This is a genomic window from Kribbella sp. C-35, assembly GCF_046549195.1.
Classification (GTDB): domain Bacteria; phylum Actinomycetota; class Actinomycetes; order Propionibacteriales; family Kribbellaceae; genus Kribbella.
Genome location: NZ_JAJPWG010000006.1, coordinates 575406 through 596002 on the forward strand (window position 1 = coordinate 575406; position 20597 = coordinate 596002).

Below are 20597 nucleotides of genomic sequence, written 5' to 3' on the forward strand. Positions count from 1 at the left end.
GTTACCGCGCCGCGACCCGCTCCAGCTCGGCAGGCTTGAGCAGCTGGTTGAAGGTGCCCGGTCCGCCGTACAACTGGTCTAGATAGGCATACATCGCGCGCAGGCACAGGCCGATCTGCCGCTCCCAGCCGGGACGTGCCTCCAGCCAGGTCACGAGGTCCCGTCCCTCGACCAGCGTGACGGCGGCGTTCACCGGCTGCACCAGCCGGTCCGTGTCGGGGTCCGGCTCGATCTCCGGGCCGCGTACCTCCCGGACCGCGGCGGCCAGGGCCACTTGCTCGGCGCCGGTGAAGAAGTAGTCGAACCCGTGCTGGCCGTGCAGCCGGTCGAGGTACTCACAGAGCGCGAGGAACAGTTCGATGCCGTCGTACTCCCGGCCGTCGCCCGCATGGTGCCGCAACTCGGCGACGGTGCTGCGCGCCTGGGGGATGTTCCACTCCGAGTCACCGAACTTCTCCCACATGCACTTGATCCTAGGCGGGCCGCTGGGCGTAAATCGTTAACGGTTCGGGTGAATTGAGTTGCTGGCAAGTAACCGATTGTTTGCTAAATTCCGGACCAGAGGGTCCGGGTGACAACTGGTGATCACCCGGGCACTTAACGGGAGGGGTGGTTCGGCTGACTACAACGACGTTGTCCGCCACTGATCCGACGGCCCGCGCACGCTGGGCAGTCGGGAACGCGCTCGGGATCCTGCACCCCTCGGCGGTGCCGCTCCGTGACGGCCGGGTTCGGCTGAATGCACGCGACGACATGCTCGCGGCGCGGGTGATGCGCGCGATCGAGGAGTTGCTCGACCGCCGGGCCGCGGACCGCGTCGGCGACGACCGTCTGCTGGCGGAGGCCGTCAGCGTGATCGGGACCGAAGTGGCCCGGGCGCGCGGTGAGTTGCCCGCGCGCGGTGCGGTCGACGCCCTCGACCGGTACCTCCGGGTGCCAGGGCTGGATCAGTCCCGTCGTACCGAGGCAGACGCGATGCTCCGGGTCGCCCTCAGCGGCGCGGCGCCGGACGACCCCGAGGCGGCCGCCCGCCTCAGCCGGCTGACAGCCCCGCGGAACGCTCTCGCGACCTCGGCGCTCGTGTCCGCCTCGGCCGCGATCAACCGTGACGCGGAACTCCTGGGCCTGGGTACGCCGCCCGCACCGCGGCGCTCCGGACGCCACCGCGCACGGGTCGGGAGCAGGCACCGCAGCGCGGAAGGACGCCGGGTTTGGACCTCGCAGGTCCGCGGCACCGGGCTGACGATCGGCGCGCGCCCGAGCTCGCAGGGACCGCTGACCGACCTGCACGCGCTGAACCTGCTCGCCGCGATGGATCGCCGGGCCCTGTCGGCCGCGGTGACCGATCGTCCGGCTGTCGACCCCACCGCAGGTCAGGCCCTCCTGCAGATGACGGGCTCGGCCGTACCGCAGCAGCTCCGGGTCGAGATCGGCGACACCACCCTGGGCGCGCTGGGGCAGGGCATCATCCGGGCCGGTACGGCGACTGACCCGCACGTACTGCGGATTCCGGCCGGGCTCAGCGACGAACAGGTCCGCTACGTCTGGACGCACCAGCTGACGCTGATGTCGCAGGAGATCGCCGCCGCAGAGGCAGGCCGGTCCCGTGGTGTCTTCGGCAAGTTGAGATCCGTCTTCAGCCATGAGCGCCGCGACCGGCGGCTGCACGCGGACCACGCCGCGTTCCAGAGCCTGCTCGTGGACTGGCACGAGGCACGCGCCGAGACGCTCGCGAACGGGCATCCGAGCGGGCCGCGCAGCGTCGCCGACCTCGAGCGCGACCTGGAGGGTCTGGCCCGGACCATCCGTCGGCACGGCGGTTCCGAGCCTGCACTCCCCTGGACCGCCGGAGCGGTCGCAGCGCCCGAGGCAACTGCAGCAGGCTGGGCCGCCGCGCGCGCCGAGGCCGAGGCGAGGCCCGCCCGGAACACGCCCGCTCACCTGCGCGGTCAGGTTGTCACCCAGATCGAAACGCTCCAGGCCACGGTCACGGATCTCGACAAGAAGGCCGAGCACAAGCGGAACACCTCCCAAGAGGCGACCGACCAGGCAGAGAAGGCCGACGACGACGCCGGCGACGAGGACCGGCAACGCGACCGCGGCGCCCCCGAGCGGGCGCGCAAGCTGCGCGTCACAGCCCAGACCGCGCGGAACAAGGCCGACCGGCACACGGAGATCGCCGGTGCCTACGAGCAGGCCGCCGCCGACGCCCGGCAGGCCCTGGCCGGCTATCAGACGCTCCTCACCGAGATCGATGCCGACGGCCCGCAGAGCCGGATCGCCGACCTGGCCGCTGCCGCGAAGCAGCAGGTGGCGGTGTACGAACGCAGCCTCGGCCAGGCGATGCCGGTCAAGGACCTGCTGATGACCGGTGTGCCGGACGGCGACCAGCTCAACCTGCCGGTCACCGATATCAATCGGGTCCTGCGGGCGAACAAGTTCAGCGAACAGCTGGCGACCCGAGGCCCGCTCCCCGTGCCCGCAGCGGAGTACCGGCGGCTGCTGTCCGGCGACGGCATGGTGTTCAACGTCGACAACGACGCCACCACGGACGTCTCGTCGCTGCGCCAAGTGCGGTTGCGGCTGATCCCGGACGACATCACCGAGCGCGACGACATCGACTTCCGGATGGCCGAGCAGATGTCGGGTTCGCTCGGCGAGGGCGGCACGAGCGTCGGCACGACGGACACCCATTCGACGAACGTCAACATCGGTGTGAACGTCGGGGCGATCATGGCCCTCGCCGCACCCGGTACGCCGGTCCACGCCGCCGCGCAGCTCATCGCGCCGAAGGTCGAGGTGGCGCGCGGCCGCTCGCTCGCCGAGAGCAGCGGGGCCACCGCACACCACCAGTCCGGCTGGGTCGACGACAACCGCGGCGAGTCGATCCTCTACGAGTGGTCCGGCAAGTGGCAGATCGAGGTTCGGGCCTCCCCCACCGAGCCCTGGTCGGCGGTCGAGACGGTCGACGCCGGCCGCCGGCAGACGTGGGTCTCCAGCGCGTACACGGTGAAGCCGCCGGCCGAGACCGTCTCGCTCGCAGAGATCGGCCACGGGCAGGAGGTCACGGGCGAGTTCCCGCGGCACGGGGTCACCAGCATCACCGGACTGCACGACGTCACGGATCGCTTGGTCCGCAAGGCACAGCAGCAGTACGACGACCTGGACCGGGTCTCGTACAACCACATCGCCGGCCTGATGATCAACGACTCGTACCGCCTGCTGCGCGAGTTCAGCCGGCCCGGCGGTGTCACCCGGCGGATCCCCACCGGCGGCGAGACGGAGTACGACCTCACCTGGGAGGTCGAACCGATCTGGGCCGACGCGAAGCTCGTCGGTGAGTCCAGCTCGGAGATGTGGCAGGAAGAGGTCCTCGTCGACTTCGCCGGCCTCAACGCGAGCCAGACCTACACGGCGTCGGTCACCGGCACGGGGTCGGTCTCGTTCCCTGGCAAGCCGTCCGACCTGAGCCCGGTGCCCGCGGCGGCCGCGCTCAACAACGTCGGTGGTTCCGGCGTGAACGTGTCGCCGAACGCGTCGGCCGGACGCAACGTGTCCCGGGCGGGCGGCCAGAGCGTCAGCATGACCACGATCACCCCGGCCGTGCACCGCAACCAGGGCCCGACGCAGGGCGTGCTGGTCGGTCTGAGAGTGCGCGCGACGCTCCGCAAAGTCGGCGATTCCACGGCCGCACCGATCGTCGAGACCGGCGAGTGCCGGGCGCTGCTGCGGGTCGCGGAGAACGACCTGCTGCGCGCGGGCGGCAGGGCGGACAAGGACGCCGTACTGCGGGAAGACGATGGCACCATCAAGGTGGACAAGCACGGGCACGTGCTGTTGCGCGGCGACGCCGAGCCGTCGACCGTGCCGCAGACGTTGCCACCGTGGATGGGTCGCGGCGAGAACCAGATGCGCGGCGTCGGCAAGGCCCTGCCGCAGAACCTCAAGGGCGCCGAGCGAGCACAGCGCCAGGCGCTGGAGCAACTGGCCAAGATGGGTCTGGTAGCGCGGCCCGGAGAGCCGGCCACCGCTCAGCAGGAGGCCAACCGCGAGCGGATCGAGCAGCACATCAGCGCGCCGCGGATCGAGGCCGGTATCAACCAGGCCTGTCAGGGCGGCCTGATCGTGATGCTCGAGGACACCGGCTTCGCGGGTACGCCGCGCTGGCGGCCGTTCCGGCTGTCGGTCACGCAGGACTACGACGAGGCGACCAAGCAGTTCAAGGCCGAAGGCGCCGGAACCAGCACGAACGAGAACGTCGTACTGCTCGGCATCAGCTCGGCGGCCACCGGCCGGACGTCGAGCCGGTCCCGGGGCGTGCCGCTCTCCGCCGGCGTCGGCGCCTCCAACCCGCCGCCGGAAGGCATTCGGGGCTGGATGGGCAAGATCGGCGTGAAGGTCAGCCGGAACGCGCTCGGCCGTACCTTGAGCTGGACCGCGGGACGGCGCGTCAACAACGTCACGCTGAGCGAGAGCACCGAACCGCTCGACCGGCTCGAGCAGGGCATCCGGATCACGTTCGCCGAGATGACCGACAACGGCGACGCCGAGCCGATCGCCGACGTCCGGGGCAGCATGGAGGTCGCGTACGACAGCTCGATGACCCGAGCCGACGCTCCGGTGTACGAGAAGAACCCGAAGCCGCCGCACCAGCTGGCGGTCGAGCAGGCGTTCCCGGTCGCGGTCGATGCCGGTAACGCGGCCGACGAGCTGTGCAAGGCGATCCCCGCGATCCGGTCCGACTCCACCGCTCTGCCAGCGCTGCACGAGGCCCTGGCGCCGACCAGCCTGGTTGCGAACCGCGAGTGGATGAACGGCAACTATCGGCTGCCGTTCATGGTGGTCCGTGCGCCGGGCAGCCCGGCGCATGCGCTCGCGGACGGAACGATCCTGCCGGACGAGTACCAGATCGTGATCCGCGGCGAGGCGGTCAGCCTCACGCACGTCGCGATGAGCCAAGAGAACTCGGTCGACATCAACTTCACGATGACCGACGTCGGCTCCACGTCCGGGACGTCGGCTTCGGGCGGCGTCAGCGGCGACGTCGGGGGCGGCCTGGTGCAGGCCGACGGCTCCGCTCGCTCCGGGAACCTGTCGGTCGGACGCACCGGCGGCCGGTCGCAGTCCACCACGACCAGCGAGACCTCCGGCGACGAGCGGCTGCTGATCAATCCGGGCACGCACCACGAGTTCATCGAGCGCCACAAGATGACCGCGGACATCATGCACAACGGTCAGGTGATCAAGTCCGTCCCGTTGCCGGACGCACTGGCGCAGAAGGCGATGGCCGAGCGCCGGGCACTGGATCTGTACGCCTCCGGCAAGCTCGATCTGCCGCTCTGGGTGGCGTCCGACGCCGCCGAGCGGTACCTGAACGACAGGCTGCCGATCAGTCACCGCGTCGCGGCCGGCTTTCTGCGTCGTTACCAGCGGGAGAAGGCCGGTGTGACCACCGGCCTGGCCGCCGAGCACACGGTCGAGCGTCTGACGGCGAAGCTGCAGACGAAGAGCGGGGCCCCCGGTGCGCAGGCCTCGAATGCCGCCACGGAGTTCGACACGACGGCCGATCAGGTCGAGGAAATGGCTGCGCAGCACCGCGTCATGAGCACTTCCGCGGCGTACGACGAGAGCCAGGGAGCGGCCAAGATCGAGTCGCTCACCGTCGAAGGCACCACGCACCGGGTGGACCTGCGGACCCTGGTCGTGCCGCAGGTCGACGAACTCGCTCCCGGGCTGCGGGAGGCCAGCCGCCTGCTCCAGGGCGCCCTGGACATCGACCTGAAGCCAGGGAACTTCCACGGCCACCTCGAGGACATGCTCGGCGCGGACGGCTTCGAGGTTCCCATCGAGGTGCCGATCCAGGGACAGGCACGGCCCGACGTCCTATTCGTCCAGGTGCACGCCCGGTACGAGGGCGAGCGCACCATCGAAGGCGTCCCGACCACCCCCGAAGGCGAACCCGACATCCCGAAGGAGGAGGCCGGCAGCGTCGACCAGAACTACGACTACGAGCAGATCGACCGGTCGGCCGCCCACACCGTGACCGTCTCCGCCGGTGTCGAGGGCAAGACCCCCACCGCTCTCGGCGACGGCTCCGGCGGGGTCGCCACGGACCAGACCACGTCCCACACGGGCGGTGACGGCCAGCAGAACGCCACGATCGACCGGTTGGGCCATTTCGACCCGGTCAAGACGCATCAGAAGATCGTGTTCACGACCCAGGTCGTCAGGGTCCGGAACGCCGGCGCGGCCGCGATGGCCAGTGCCCGCTGGAAGCTCGGCCGGATCGACCCGGCCGACGTCACCAGCATCTCCGAACCTCGTGAGCTCCGCGCGGACATCGTCCAGTGGATCCCCCGCGGCGACCTGACGGACGGCCCGCGGATCGAGCCGCAGCCGGAGCTGGAGGAACGCGCCGAGCACCGCCCGATCCGGCTCCCGGAGGGCGCCGTGCCGATCCGGGCGGCGCTGCACGCGAAGGGCGGCGCCCGGCGCAACGAACTGGCCGAGAACCTGACCGCCCATCTCGAGCAGCCCGGCGTCCTCGGCCGGCGAGGTACGGCGGAGTACCGGCATCTGATCAGGTCGAACCTCAAGCCGAGCGCACTGAAGGCCAAGGCCGGCCGGCTGCTCGGCGACGGCATCGCGCTGCAGCCGATGGCACGTCCGGGCAACGGGCGGACGATGGTGAGCGTCAAGATCAACGCGACCGCGCTCGGCTGGGAGCTGCACGGACCGTCGCTCGAGGGTCAGGCAGGCCGGGTCTGGCGCCGGCAGGACGTGAACCGCTCGTCCAGCAGCAGCAACCGGCTGACCCCGGTCACCGCGTCCGGCGGCGTCGACGGCGGGCTGGTCTCGATCAGCGGATCCATCGGCGAACAGGTCAAGGAGCAGTCGTCGGATGCCAACGGCACCCGGCTCGAGACCAGCCGGTTCCTCGAGGGCCAGATGGTCACGGTCCGGATCCCGGTGGTGTACGACGCCACGGTTCGGACGACCACCGACAACGGCCGTGGCGAGCCGGTCGTGAAGAAGTCCGTCAACCTGCCGGACCTGGCCCGCGGCGAGATGTACGTCCGGATGCTCCGGCACCAGTACCTCGAGGGACTCCGGCAGATGGAGTCCGGCGCGTCCCTCGACGCCGTACTGGCGAACGCGCGGCTGCAGGCGGTGCCGGAGGAACTCGGGGCGCCGGACATCACGGCGACCGAGTACGGGCAGGGCAAGTCGGGCGCAGTCTTCCAGCCGTACCGGCCGCTGCTGAACGCCCTCGAGCGCGCGAAGGCCGAACGCAAGCCGATCGTCCTGCTGGTCCAGGAGGCCGACGGTACCGAGCGGAAGTACCAGGCCCTGCCGAACGGCACCATGCTCGGCGACCGCGACGGCGGTTTCGCGTCGGCGTTCGCGACGCTGCATCCGAACCTGGCGCTGATGGCCGAGGGACGGGTCGACCTGCGCGAGCTGTACAACACGTCGTCACCGGACGGCAGCTTCAGCGCGAAGGTGGCCGGTGCGCTGGAGAAGGCGAACGTGCCGCGGGACGTGCTCAAGGGTCTCGACTACACGACGGCCGCGCGGACGCTTCCAACAGCCGACCAAGGGGCGCGCACCGCGCCGGGCAGTGCGGCCGGACGGACGATTGCACAAACCGGCCACGGGCCGTCGCTGTCCGGGCCGTGAGCCGATCATGGAAACTCCAGAACCTGGTGGACGAGAGGGGCTCGATGGCATTCGCGGTGGCGCGGACCTGGGACGAGGCGCAGCTGTACCTGGAGCTGCATCCGTGCCCGGACTGCGGGTCGGTCGACGCGCCCTGGGAACAGGCACTGGTCCAGGTCGATGGTGAGTTGGCGTCCAGCTACTCCGCGATCTGCCCCGGGTGTTCCGCCGCACGCGAGTACCTGTTCGGGCTGCCGGCACGCGAGACACCGGTGCACGGCTGGCCGACGTTCGGCGGTCCGGAGCCTTCCGAGATCCTCGACGCGGGCCAGTGGCTGGACGTCGCCGACATCGCCGCGGCGGCCGTCCCCACGGATCCCGTCGAGGCCGGTAGGGTGCTGGCCATCGCGCAGTCCGCCGTCGCCGAGGTGATCAAGTTCGTCCCGGCCGGCGCGGACGCCGTACCGGACGACGAGTTCTGGACACCGGAAGGACAGGCGGTGCGTGCCGCCGAACCGGGGCGCTTCCGGCTGGACAGGTTACTGGTCACGCGTGACGCGTATGCCGAACTGGGCAGAGAAATCAGCGAGACAGGAGCGAGATAACCGATGCCGATGGCAAGGACCCTGTGGGAGGCCCGGATCTACGTCGCGCTGGAGACCGCGCAGGCCGGACCGCAACCCGGTGAGGTGTTGGCGCCTGCCCCCGATTTCGAGCTCGGCGACAACCTCGTCGAGGGCCCGGATGCCTGGACCTACCGGTCGCCGATCGGCGAGATCACCATCCCGTACTCGTCGCAGCACTCGTCCACCCGGCTCGGAGCGCATTGGGGACTGGGCCGGTCGCAGTTGGTCGACGCAGCGGAGTGGGCGGTCGTCGGACACCTGTACGCCGACCGGACGATCGCGGCCGACATGGCGTACGACGGTCAACCGGGCCAGGCGCGCTACTATGTCGAGCTCGGCTGGGAACTCGCCGCCGAGGCGATCCGGGAGGCGATGAAGTCGCTGCCGGAAGGTACCAACGGCGGTGACACGGTCCCCGACTCGGAGATCTGGACCAGCTTCGGCACCGACGCAAAGGCCCGCGACCCGTACCTGGTCAGCCGCGCCCGGCTGGATGACGACCTGGAGTACTACACCGGCACGCTGGCGGACTTCCGCGCGTTGTACAGCGACTCCTGATGTGAGAATCCCCACCGGTAATTGTTAACTCGTCTAGTGGGATTTGTGGCGAGAAATTGAACAGCTGGTTGCTAATCTCCCCGTCCGGTGATCTGAACGGGGAGATTGGCGTTGACGAGTGCTGCCGGCACGGAGAACGACCCGCGGGTTCGCGCGCGCCAGGCGCTCGGGCTCGCGGTCGGCGTGGTGGCGCCCGAGGCCATCGCCCTGCAGGCCGGCGGCCTGCGGTTGGGGCACTCTCGTGAACGACTGGCCCGCAAGGCCCTTCGCCGGCTGGAGCGCAGGCTTGCCCGGCGAGCGACTGCGGTCGGCGACGACCGCCTGGTCGCCGAAGCCGTAGCGTTCGTCGGAGCCCAGCTCGAACGGGTGCGCGGCGGGAGTGCGGCGGACGGCGCGACCGGTGGGCTCGATGCCCTGCTCGACCTCCCGGGGCTGCCCGCAGTGCAGCAGCGCGAGGCACAGGCTCTGCTGCAGGATCTGCTGGACGGCAACCGGCTCGAGAGCGAGGCCGACCTTCGGCGGCTGACCAGCGCGCGGGCCCGTCAGGAGGGTTCGAACCGGCCCTTCGCGGCGGATCTGGTCGCCAACGCGAACTCCCTGGCCCGCGACGCGGAGCGCCTGGCCCTCACACAGCAACAGCCCGCGACGCTGCGGGCGCCGGGCCGCTCGCGACGCCCGGTCGGCGGCGTGCACCAACCGGGCAGCGGTACGGGACGCGCAGCGGCGGGTGGATTCTTCGGGCCGATCCGTCGGCTCGTGAGCGACATCAGGGCGAGCGCCGGGGCGCACCGCGCCGTACGGAATCGTCGGGCGGAGGCGCAGTACGAGGAGTTCCGCCGGCTCAGTGTGGAGTGGCGGGACACGCGGGACGGGCTGGGTGTCCGCGCGCTCGCCGATGTCGAGACCGACCTGACCAACCTGTCCGACGCCATCCGCCACGGCGGGCACCCTGCTCCGAGGGCGCCGTGGACCGGTCTGCACGTCGTCGTACCTGAGGCGGAGCAGACGCCGGCGACGACTCCGGAGGAACGCTTCCACGCCCGCGTACGTCGGCAGGTCGCCGATCTCGAGTCCGCTGCGGCGGATCACATGCGGCGCGCCGACGTACGAACCGCGAGCGCGGCGGACGCCCGCGACCAGGCGGCGGAGCTGTTCACCGCGGCCGACGACGAGGCCGGCGCGCGGGACGCATCCGCGAGCGAGCGCGCCCGCCGGCTCCGCGTCCGGGCCGTCGCGCGGCTCCGGGTCGCCGACCGTCATACCGAGATCGCGCGCTTGTGCACCGCCGCGGCAGATCAGGCCAGGACCGCGGCCGAGGCGTTCCGCGCGCTGTCCCCACAAGGCGATACAGAGGCCGCCGTACGGGAGGTTCGGGCGTACGAGCAGGCGACCGCGGCCACTCTCCCGGCCAAGGACGTCCAGCACAACGGCCTTCCGTCCGGCCGGCTCCCCCACCTGACCAGGCTGTGCAAGGAGCTCAACGAGGCGCTCGAGGAGCACAAGGCGCCGTACTCCTTCACCCCGGACGTTCTGCACCGGACGCTGCGCGGCGAGAGCCGCCGGATCCTCTCGCCCGACGGTTTCGTGCTGACGATCGGCAACGACGCGCGCGCGGACGCCGACGACCTCCTGCAGTTTCACCTCCAACTCGATCCCGGCGAGCTCCACGAGGTGCTCGACAGCCCGCTGACCATCGACGAGGCCCAGGTGGGGCAGGTGGTCCAGAGCGGCTTCAGCGTCGCCACCGCCGCAGCCCAGAACACCGCAGCGACAGCCAGCACAAGCCTCCGGGCCGTGACAGAGGCGCTGCCGGACACGAACAAACTGAAGGTGGCCGCCGCGTTCGTTGCCCCCGGCGCCGAACTGAGCCGCGGCCGGGGCCGGACGGTCACCGGCGGGGCGACCGAGTTCGCCCAGACGGGCGCGGTCGAGGCGCTCCGTGGCGAGTTCCTGCGGTACCGCTCGGACCGGCCCCGCTGGATCTGGCGGATCCGCGAGTCGGCCACCGCGGACTGGTCACCGCCCAACGTCGTCGACACCGGCGCGGACCACGACGCTGCCACGCTCGACCTGGGCTACATCCACACCTACACGGTTCCGCCGCCGACCGAGACGACCGATCTGGAGACGCTGGGTCTGGCCGCGGAACGCCGTACGGCGATGCCCGAGCACATGGCCACCCGCGTCGACGGCCTCAACGACCTCTGCGACCGAACCCTGGCGGAGCTGCAGCATCGACTCGGATCGGTCGACCGTGTCGGACACGACCGGGTCCGCGGTCTGGTCGTCGAGGACGGGATGATCCGGCTGGACGAGACCACGCGGCCCGGCGGTGTCTGGCGCCTCATCACCGAGGGCGGCCGACCGGTCGCCTGGGCACAGCTGGAGACGGACGTAGACCTCGAGTCCGCCGAGTTGACCAGCGACAGCTCGCCGGATCACAAACTCGAACTCTGGCGCGTCGGCAACTCGGGCGCGTCCGGCAGTCAGTCGTTCAGCCGGTCGCGCACGGCCGGCCTCACGGGCAGTACGCCGATCTCCGACCTGGGCCCGACGACCGCGGACCTGGCTCCGGGACTGCACGCGGGACGGAACACCAGCCACGAGGACACCGCGTCGACGGCCGACCTGGGCAGCCGGTGGAGCACCCAGCGGATCGCGCCGACCGTCGGCATGAAGCTGCGCCTGCGGCACAAGGTCACTGTCCATCGCCTCGACCGCGACGAATCGTTCACGACCGAAGGAGCGGGCGACGCCTGCCTGCGGATGGCGGAGCGGGACGCGTTCCGCTACGGACTCCCGGTCCCCGCCGCGGCCCTGCTCCGGGATGCCGATGGAGCCGTACGACGCGGTACGGACGGCCGGATCCTCCTCCGCGGGGATCCGCGCCCGACCGACACTCCCCTGCAACTCCCGCCGTGGCTGGGCAACGGACCGGGGCAGCTGCGCGGCGCCGGACCGGCGATGATCCGGGAGCTCACCGGCGCCGACGACGCACTGCAGGACTTCCTCACGCACCTGTCGCAGCAGGGCATGATCCCGCCGCTCGACGACGGCCGCCCAATGCCGTCGGCTCTCACCGATCAGGACCCCGCCGTCGTACTCAGCCAGGTGGAGAACTGGGAACGCGCCTGCCAGCAAATCGCCAAGCACCGGCTGGAGACCGGGTACGACCATGCCGCACAGGACCGGCTGCGCTTTCAACTCACCGAGCACCGCACTGGCCACCCGCCACGGGTCCGGACCTACCAGATCGCCCTCGAGCAGCACTTCGACCGCACGACGCCGATCGGCGTCGCGGACAACGACATGGTCGTCAACGTCGACATCGGCGTCAGTACGTCGGGACGTACCGGCTCCCGGGCGCAGAGTGTGCCGTGGTCGGCACGGCTGGGTCTGAGCAACGCGCCGGCCGCCGGGGACGCCGGGACCACACCGACGGCGGGTGCCTCGGTCGGCCGGACGTCGCGCGGCCGTTCCATCGGATGGTCGTCCACCAGAGGCGCGTACCGGATGACGGTGGCCGAGTCAGGTTCGACGGTCTCGGTGTTCGACGTACCGCACACGATCACGGTCAGCGAGGTCACGTCCGACGGGACGGCGGTGCCGGTGGCCTCGTCCGAGGGCAGCGCGCAGGTCTGGCTCGACAGCGAGTTCTGCGGAGGAGTGCAGCCCACGGTCGCCGTACCGGGCCGCGTCGAAGCCAAGCTGCTGCAGACGGTGGCGGTCCACCACATCGACGCGCGGAACCCGATCGCCCAGCTGACCGCCGCCGTACCCGGCCTCGAGGGCAGCTCCGCCCTGCAGCACCTCAGCGGATTCCTCGCCCCGCGGAACCTGATCGCCCGGCCCGAGCTGCTCACCGCCGAGTACCGCACCAGCCTGGCCGTCGGTTCCGAACCGTCCGACCCGCTCGAGGCGATCCGGCAACGCGGTCTCACTCCACGGCCGACCGCCCTGACCGTCACGACGCGGGTTGAGAACCTCAGGTACGTCGGAACCGGGCACCCCATTCTCGCCGAGCTCAACGTGACGCTGGCGACCACCGGAAGCACCGCGGGCGTGTCGGCCGCCACGACCGCGGGGATCAACGGCGGCAGTGGCGCCGTGTCCGCCGACGGGCAGTCGTACGGCGGCTCGCTCGGGCTGACCCGTACGGCGACCGTCTCGTCGAGCGCGTCCGAGTCGGCCACGAGCGGCGTCGAGCGGACCCTGATGCGGGACGGACAGCACTACCAGTTCTGGGGCGATCTCGTCCTCGAGGCCCAGCTCCGGTCCGGCGGTGCCGCACCGCGCCGGATCCCGCTCGAGAACGGCGCCGTACTCCTCACACTTCCCGAGCGCGACGCGCTGCAGTCGTACGGACGGCGCGACCTGGACCTTCCACTGCACCAGGTCTCCGACGCCGTCGAGCGCGTTCTCAACGGCAACCTCGTTCTCCCGCGCCGCACCAGGAACGCCCTGCTGCGCCGCTACCGGATCGACAAGCGCGGCGCCACCGGCGGCCTCGCTGCCGGACACACCGACGAGGTGCTGGTCGACGCCTTCCGGACGACGGCCGGACTTCCGGCGCAGCCCGATCAGCGGCTCGACGCCGTACTGGCCCAGGCCGAAGATCTCGCGCGGCTGCGAGTCGTGCCGCAACTCCCCCGCCACTACGACCGAATGATGGGCGCCGCGCAGGTCGACCAGGCCTCGCTGCAGGACCCGGACGGCAACGACACCGACCCGTTCCGGGAGGTCTGCGCAGCCGTCGCGGAGCACTCGCCGCAGGCGCTGGACGATCCCGTTCTGGTGGACGCGCTGCGCGGCGAGCTCGCCGGCACCCGCTGGCGGAACCAGCTGGACGACATGCTCGACCCGCGCGGCTTCGTCCGCGAGCTTCCGGTCCGCATCGGTGCGAGCACCCGCAACCTCCGCGTCCGCGTGCGCTTGAGGTTCGTCGGCGAACCGAGCACCGAGGTGGGCGGGACGCAGGGCCAGAGCGGCAACGGCTTCGGCCTCGTCCAGCTGTGGAGCCTGCGCGACCGTAGCCGCAGCCGGACCGAGGGCACGTCGTACGGCGCCTCGCTCGACCTCTCGGGCTCGGACGGGATCCCGGCGACCGCCGGTGCCGGCGCGGAGCTCAACACCTCCACCACCGCGGCGAGCACCGAGGCCGGCACCCAGATCACCACCGCCCTGGCGATCGAAACGGCCCGGGTCGAGCGGGACTATCAGCTCTTCATCGAGATCGAAGACTCGGCGGTCCCCGGCGGGACCTCTGATTCCACGACCCGCCGGGAAGCCCACGGGCGGATGAGTCTCGCCGTACCAGCGTCTGTGCTCGACTCGGCTCCCCCGCAGCTCGGGCCGGAGATCCCAGACCACCGGACTGCGGTGCTGCCCGAGCACTACCTCCCCGAGGGCACGCTGCCTTACCTGCCCGGCGACGCGGAGGACAACGCCTTGTTCGACGCTGCCTGTGCTCGTCTCGGCGAGGTGGATCTGCTCAAGCCCGACGGCGTACGGATGCATGCCTCGACGCTGGAGTCGCGGCTCGGCGGCGCGAACCGGATGGTCGCGTTCCAGGAGATGGCCGGTCCGTCGGGGTACAAGCTCGTCCCGCTCGCCGTGCCCGGGGACAGCGCGCGCGTGGTCGCGATCCGGGTCCGCGCGGAGGTTTCGGACCTGGAACTGGTGTCGGATCCGGACGAGGAGTCGACCACCCAACTCGGCCAGAACTCCCGCGCGCTCCGGGTCAGTCAGCTGACCGCCCGCAGCAACAGGCTGCTGCCCGGTTCCCGGACGATCGGCACCAGTACGCCGGGCGGCGAGCTCAGCGTGAGCACGACGAGCAGCCGACGGGTCAGCGAGCAGGACACCGGTACCGTCGGTGCGCGCCATGAGACCGGCATGTACGAGTCCGGGCAGGTCGTCACCGTCAAAGTGCGGGTGGACTACCACCTGGACTTCGAGCGCCTCCGGCTCGGCCGGCGCAGGCACCCGAAGGTCGAACGCTCCGCCACGCTGCGACGTGCGGCGTCCGGCGAGGCGTACCTGACGATGTACCGGCACGAGTACGACGAGATGCGGGCGCGGATGGAATCCGGTCAACCCGCCCGAACCAGCTTCAAACCGGAACGGGTCAGGACCGTGCAGGTGACCGTGGACGCCGACGAACAGCATCCGTACCGGCCCTTGGTCGATGCCCTCGACCAGGCCCGGCGCGAGGACGTGAACGTCCGACTGGCAGTCCGGGAGGCGAGCGGCCGGCGAACCGTGTACGTCGCGCACCCGGACGGCACCATGACCGGCCGGGGCGACCGCGGCTTCGCGGCGGCGTTCGCCACACTGCACCCGCGGCTGGCCCTCCTCGCCGAGGGCCTGGTCGATCTCAAGGCCCTGCACGAGCCCGACGCTCCACCGCGGCGCTTCACCAGCGCGGTCGTCGAGGCACTGCAACAGCACGGCATCCCGGCGGCAGCACTCGCCGAGACCGACTCGCGGATGAGTCACACCCGGACCGCGAAGGCAGCGATGCGCCGAAGCCACACCGCCAACCCCGCGAGCGGGATGACGATCGATTGAACGACTACGACCCGCCGTACGCCATCGCCCGGACGACGACCGAGGCGCTGCTCTACCTCGACCTGACCGCGTGCGCGGACTGCGGCTCGGACCAAGCGGCCTGGCAGTACGACGTCCTCGACGCGGCGCTGAGGTACGTCGGTACGTGTGTGGGCTGCGGCGTCGAGCGGGAGTACCTGTTCTCACCGCCGTACCAGGGACTTCTCGATGATGTTGCGACCTTCGGCGGACCGGAGCCGTCGGAGCTGGTCGATGCCGGGCAGTGGCTGGCGGTCGCCGACTGGATCGCCGGCGAGGTGCCTGCCGACGACCGGTCCGAGGCGGCCCGCACTGTGATGGCCTACGCACGCCAAGCCGTGCAGGAGGTCCTGAAGTTCGTCCCGCCGGCCGGCGACTCCGTGCCTGCGGAAGCATTCTGGACGGACGCCGGGCAGGCCGAACGGGACCGCGACCCCGGACGCTTCCGGCTGGACCGGCTGCTGGCCGTCCGGGACAGCTACTCCGGCTGATCGACGTCGATCCGGATCGCGCGCGCGTCGAGGCCGGCCTGCTCGAGTACCTTCTGCTTCGGATCCGGTACGCCGAGGAACGGCGGCCGCACCAACCCGCGGAGATCCTTCAGGCGCGGATCCTCGAGCACCGTGTCGATCGCACGACGGTCTCCCCCGCACACCAGTACGTCGAGCTTCGCCGGCGCCAGGATCCGCACCGCGACCTCGGTGGCCGCCGCGAACGCCTCGCGCGCCTGGTTGTCCCGCCGACGCGCGTACCGCTGCTGCGACCAGCCGCCCGCCTTGGTCGTCCCCTGCACGTGCCGCGACCCGACCTTCGAGTCGAGAAGCTTGCCGCCGGCAAACACCCCGGCGCCGTAGCCACCGCGCCGGACGAGCAGTACGCCGAGCCGTCGTTCGGTGAGCACATGCGCCACGAGCCCCGCGCGGGACAACTCCGTGAGGGGCTCGAAAGGCACGGTGACGACAGCGGACTCGCCGTCTTCGGCCGCCAACGTGACGCTCGTCGGCGTCACGTCGTACACGACCTCACCATGCCGTTCACCGAACCCGGTCAGCCACTTGTCCAACCGCTCCGGCGCGACGTGAACGGTGCGCGTCATGCGCCAGTCCCCTCGGACAGTCCGGCACGCACGATCGCGCGCGCCGACGACAGCATCACGTCCGCAGCCTCGTCGCGACTCAGGCCGGCCACGTCGACGAGCCAGACCAGCGCCTCGATGCCGACAGCGCTGCGCACAGCGACGGCGAGCCGGTGGACGGCAGCCTCGGACAACCTGTCGCGGGCCGGGGAGAGCGCATCCTCGAACCAGCCGATCCCACGTCCTTGCCGCAGTGGCAGCTGACCCGGCTGTGAGGACGGCTCGAGCGACAGGCGAAGCATCGTGCGCTGCTGCGGCTCGAACTCCAGCACAATCTTGACGAACGCCGCCACGACCGCGAGCAGCCGAGCCTCGGGGTCGTCGCCGCTGTCGGCCGGCAACAAGGACGTGAGCTCGACCTCCGGGTGGGCGGCGGCGAGCAGCTCCGCCTGGCTGCGGAAGTACCGGTACGCCGTCGTCCGCGAGATCGACGCAGCCGCCGCGGCCTCCTCGACCGTCGGGGCCGATCCGCCCTGGGTGATCAGCTCACGGGCGGCGGCGATCAGGTCGTTGCGCGTGCGCTGCTTCTGCCGGGTCCGTCCGGACTGCTCGTACGCCGTTGACATGGAATACACGGTACCGTACGTTCGTAATGGGACTCGAGTCCCACAAAACGGGAGGGGTATTCGACATGACCACACTGGCTGCGACGGTCCGCGATCACGGCGAGGGCGAACGGCGGTGGTTCAGCGGCGGCGGGCTGCACACCTGGCTGGCGACCTCGGAAGAGACCGGAGGCGCGTTCCTGCTCTTCGAGTTCGTCGGCGAGCAGGGCAAGGTGACTCCGCTGCACATCCACCCCGCGTCGGACGAGACGTTCTACCTGCTCGACGGTGAGATCCTGCTCGACCTCGACGGGAAGAAGCGCGGCCTCTCGGCCGGTGGAGTCGTGGTGATTCCCCGCGGCGTACCGCACGCCTTCACGGTCGTCTCCCCGACGGCCAGGCTCCTGACGATCCTGACACCGGGCACGGACGAGGCGTTCTTCCGGCTCGCCAGCGAACCCGCTCCGGAGGGAAGCCGGCCGATCCCGGTCGACTTCGACCGGATCCGGGACGTCGCCGAGAAGACCGGCGCCATCCAGATCGTCGGACCGCCGCCGTTCTGAGCAGATGCGAAGAGCCCGGGCCACCTGACCCGGGCTCTCGCACTGCGGAAAACACTCAGACGTTGAAGCCGAGGGCGCGCAGCTGGTCGCGGCCGTCGTCGGTGATCTTCTCCGGGCCCCACGGCGGCATCCAGACCCAGTTGATCCGGAAGTCGTTGACGAGGCCGTCGAGCGCCATCCGGGTCTGGTCCTCGATCACGTCGGTCAGCGGGCAGGCCGCGGACGTCAGCGTCATGTCGATGATCGCCGTACTGGTGTCGTCGACGGTGATGCCGTAGATCAGGCCCAGGTCGACCACGTTGATGCCGAGCTCCGGGTCGACGACGTCCTTGAGGGCCTCGTTGACGTCCTCGACCTTGGCCGGCGTGGTGCCCGCCTGCGCCGCCTCGAGGTCGACCTCGGGCAGCTCGATCTTCTCGTCGGTCTGGTCAGGCATTGCTCACTCCTTGGTTGGCAGCCAGGGCCTGGGCGGTGGCATCGCGCCACGCGGACCAGCCCAGCAGTGCACACTTCACCCGGGCCGGGAACTGCGCGACGCCCGCGAATGCGACGCCGTCCTCCAGAACCTCTTCGTCCGGTTCGACATTCCCGCGGCCCTGCATCAGTTCGAGGAACTTCTCGTACGTCGCCATGCCCTCGGACACCGGCTTGCCGATCACCAGGTCCGACATCACCGACGTCGCCGCCTGGCTGATCGAGCAGCCGACGCTGTCGTGCGTGACGCCCTTCACGGTGTCGCCGTCGAGCTCGACCCGGAGCGTGACCTCGTCCCCGCAGGACGGGTTCACGTGGTGCACCTCCACGTCGTACGGGTCCGCGAGGCCCGCGTGGTGCGGGCTTCGGTAGTGATCCAGGATGATCTCCTGGTACAGGCTGTCGAGCTGCATATCAGTCCACCTTGAAGAAAGAACGGACGAACCCGAGTCCGTCGACGAGCGCGTCGATCTCCTCGGGAGTCGTGTACAGGTAGAAAGACGCTCTGGTCGACGATTGCATTCCGAACCGCTCGTGCACCGGCCGCGCGCAGTGGTGCCCGGCCCGGACCGCGATCCCGCGGGTGTCCAGCACGGTCGACACGTCGTGCGGGTGTACGCCGTCCAGCGCGAAGCTGATCGCGCCGCCGTGGTCCTTCGCGTCGGTCGGCCCGAGCAGCGTCAGGCCGGGGACCGTCTTCAGCCCTTCGAGCGCGTACTCGACGATCGCGTGCTCGTGCGCGGCGATCTTGTCCATCCCGATCCCGGACAGGTAGTCGACGGCCGCACCGAGCCCGACCGCCTGCGCGATCGGCGGCGTACCGGCCTCGAACCGGGCCGGCGGCGGCGCGTACGTCGAACCGGTCATCCGGACGACCTCGATCATCTCGCCGCCCCCGAGGAACGGCGGCAGCGACGCGAGCAGGTCGTACCGGCCCCAGAGCACGCCGATACCGGTCGGTCCGACGACCTTGTGACCGGTGAAGACCAGGATGTCCGCGCCGAGCGTTGACACGTCGACCGGGAACTGCGGGACCGCCTGCGACGCGTCCACCACCACGGTCGCGCCGACCGCGTGCGCCTTGGCGGCGATGTCGCTGATCGGGTTGATCGTGCCGAGCGCGTTCGACACCCAGGTGAGGGCGACGACCTTGGTGTTCTCGGTGAACAGCTCCTCGATGCTGCTGAGGTCCAGCCGCCCGTCCTCGGTCACGCCGAACCACTTGAGCGTCGCGCCGGTCCGCTCGCACGCGAGCTGCCACGGGACGATGTTGCTGTGGTGCTCCATCTCGGAGACCACCACGACATCGCCCGGCTTCAACGACGCGCCGAGCGTGTGCGCGGCCAGGTTGAGCGCCTCCGAGGCGTTCTTCGTGAAGACGATCTCGTCGCGCGAAGGAGCCCCGATGAACGCGGCCACCTTGTCCCGGCCGCCTTCGTACGCCGCGGTCGCCTCGGCACCGAGCTGGTGCATGGCCCGCGCGACGTTCGCGTTGTGCTTGAGGTAGTGGTCCTCGATCGCTTGCACGACCTGGCGCGGCTTCTGCGAGGAGTTGGCCGAGTCCAGGTAGACCAGCGGGAACCCGCCGGCCAACTCACGCGAGAGGATAGGGAAGTCCGCCCGGACCGACTGCAGGTCCAGGGGACTGCTGAACGTCCGGGCGTCGGTCACTTCGCGCCAGCCTTCAGGAACCGCTCGTAGCCGTTGGCCTCAAGCTCCTCGGCCAGCTCCGGGCCGCCCTCTTCGGCGACGCGGCCGTCGACGAAGACGTGCACGAAGTCGGGCTTGATGTAGCGCAGGATCCGCGTGTAGTGGGTGATCAGCAGGACACCCTTGTCACCCTGGGACGCGAACCGGTTGACGCCCTCGGAGACGATCTTCAGCGCGTCGATGTCGAGGCCGGAGTCGGTCTCGTCGAGGATCGCGATCTTCGGGTTCAGCAGCTCCAGCTGGACGATCTCGTGGCGCTTCTTCTCACCGCCGGAGAAGCCCTCGTTGACGTTGCGCTGACCGAAGCTGGGGTCCATGTCCAGGTCGGACAGGGCCTTGTTCACGTCCTTGACCCAGGTGCGCAGCTTCGGCGCCTCGCCGTCGATCGCGGTCTTGGCCGTCCGCAGGAAGTTCGCCACCGACACCCCCGGCACCTCGACCGGGTACTGCATCGCCAGGAACAGGCCGGCCCGGGCGCGCTCGTCGACCTTCATGTCGAGAACGTCCTCGCCATCGAGGGTGACGGTGCCACTGGTGATGTTGTACTTCGGGTGGCCGGCGATCGAATACGCCAGCGTGGACTTGCCGGAACCGTTCGGGCCCATGATCGCGTGCGTCTGGCCGGCGGCGATGGTCAGGTCGACGCCCCGCAGGATCTCCTTCGGGCCGTTCTCGGTGTCGACCGACACGTGCAGGTCGCGGATCTCGAGTGTCGCCATGAGGTTTCTTCTATCTCCGT

General features: G+C 70.4%; 13 protein-coding genes. 6 read left to right on the plus strand and 7 right to left on the minus strand.

Features of this window, described 5'->3' with window-relative positions; genetic code table 11:
• Window position 1: 1 nt before the first annotated feature.
• A complete protein-coding gene (locus tag ACLJOO_RS37510) occupies window positions 2-463 on the minus strand; it encodes a hypothetical protein (RefSeq protein WP_410792438.1) in 462 nt (153 codons plus the stop codon).
• A 146-nt stretch (window positions 464-609) separates the two neighbouring features.
• Between ACLJOO_RS37510 and ACLJOO_RS37515 the strand changes: the two genes are divergently transcribed.
• The 5 genes from ACLJOO_RS37515 (at window position 610) to ACLJOO_RS37535 (ending at window position 15922) form a co-directional block, all read left to right on the plus strand.
• The gene (locus tag ACLJOO_RS37515) at window positions 610-7680 is read left to right on the plus strand and encodes a hypothetical protein (protein WP_410792439.1); all 7071 of its coding nucleotides are present in this window, start codon (window positions 610-612) and stop codon (window positions 7678-7680) included.
• A 44-nt stretch (window positions 7681-7724) separates the two neighbouring features.
• The gene (locus ACLJOO_RS37520) at window positions 7725-8264 is read left to right on the plus strand and encodes a hypothetical protein (protein ID WP_410792440.1); all 540 of its coding nucleotides are present in this window, start codon (window positions 7725-7727) and stop codon (window positions 8262-8264) included.
• A gap of 9 nt (window positions 8265-8273) precedes the next feature.
• Complete coding sequence (locus tag ACLJOO_RS37525) at window positions 8274-8843, plus strand: hypothetical protein (RefSeq protein ID WP_410792442.1); 570 nt, start codon at window positions 8274-8276, stop codon at window positions 8841-8843.
• Between the two features lie 111 nt (window positions 8844-8954).
• Window positions 8955-15413, plus strand: a complete 6459-nt coding sequence (locus tag ACLJOO_RS37530) for a hypothetical protein (protein ID WP_410792443.1) — start codon at window positions 8955-8957, stop codon at window positions 15411-15413.
• Window positions 15410-15922, plus strand: coding sequence for a hypothetical protein (locus ACLJOO_RS37535; protein ID WP_410792444.1), 513 nt, complete (start codon window positions 15410-15412; stop codon window positions 15920-15922). The genes ACLJOO_RS37530 and ACLJOO_RS37535 overlap by 4 nt, the downstream gene beginning before the upstream one ends.
• On the opposite strand, the gene ACLJOO_RS37540 is transcribed toward ACLJOO_RS37535, so the two are convergent.
• Window positions 15910-16527, minus strand: a complete 618-nt coding sequence (locus tag ACLJOO_RS37540; protein ID WP_410792446.1) for an acVLRF1 family peptidyl-tRNA hydrolase — start codon at window positions 16525-16527, stop codon at window positions 15910-15912. The genes ACLJOO_RS37535 and ACLJOO_RS37540 overlap by 13 nt on opposite strands.
• Complete coding sequence (locus ACLJOO_RS37545; protein ID WP_410792448.1) at window positions 16524-17132, minus strand: TetR/AcrR family transcriptional regulator; 609 nt, start codon at window positions 17130-17132, stop codon at window positions 16524-16526. Before ACLJOO_RS37545 ends, ACLJOO_RS37540 begins: the two co-directional genes overlap by 4 nt.
• Before the next feature lie 65 nt (window positions 17133-17197).
• Between ACLJOO_RS37545 and ACLJOO_RS37550 the strand changes: the two genes are divergently transcribed.
• Entirely contained in the window at window positions 17198-17674 is a 477-nt protein-coding gene (locus ACLJOO_RS37550) for a quercetin 2,3-dioxygenase (RefSeq protein ID WP_410792449.1), read from the plus strand.
• A gap of 55 nt (window positions 17675-17729) precedes the next feature.
• Here the strand turns inward: ACLJOO_RS37550 and ACLJOO_RS37555 are convergent, their stop codons facing one another.
• The 4 genes from ACLJOO_RS37555 to sufC are packed head-to-tail and all read right to left on the minus strand — an operon-like array spanning window position 17730 to window position 20577.
• The gene (locus ACLJOO_RS37555) at window positions 17730-18110 is read right to left on the minus strand and encodes a metal-sulfur cluster assembly factor (protein ID WP_167212646.1); all 381 of its coding nucleotides are present in this window, start codon (window positions 18108-18110) and stop codon (window positions 17730-17732) included.
• Entirely contained in the window at window positions 18103-18561 is a 459-nt protein-coding gene (sufU, locus tag ACLJOO_RS37560; RefSeq protein ID WP_410792451.1) for a Fe-S cluster assembly sulfur transfer protein SufU, read from the minus strand. Before sufU ends, ACLJOO_RS37555 begins: the two co-directional genes overlap by 8 nt.
• A gap of 1 nt (window position 18562) precedes the next feature.
• A complete protein-coding gene (locus ACLJOO_RS37565) occupies window positions 18563-19819 on the minus strand; it encodes a cysteine desulfurase (RefSeq protein ID WP_410792453.1) in 1257 nt (418 codons plus the stop codon).
• Complete coding sequence (gene sufC / locus ACLJOO_RS37570) at window positions 19816-20577, minus strand: Fe-S cluster assembly ATPase SufC (protein WP_410792455.1); 762 nt, start codon at window positions 20575-20577, stop codon at window positions 19816-19818. Before sufC ends, ACLJOO_RS37565 begins: the two co-directional genes overlap by 4 nt.
• Window positions 20578-20597 lie beyond the last annotated feature (20 nt).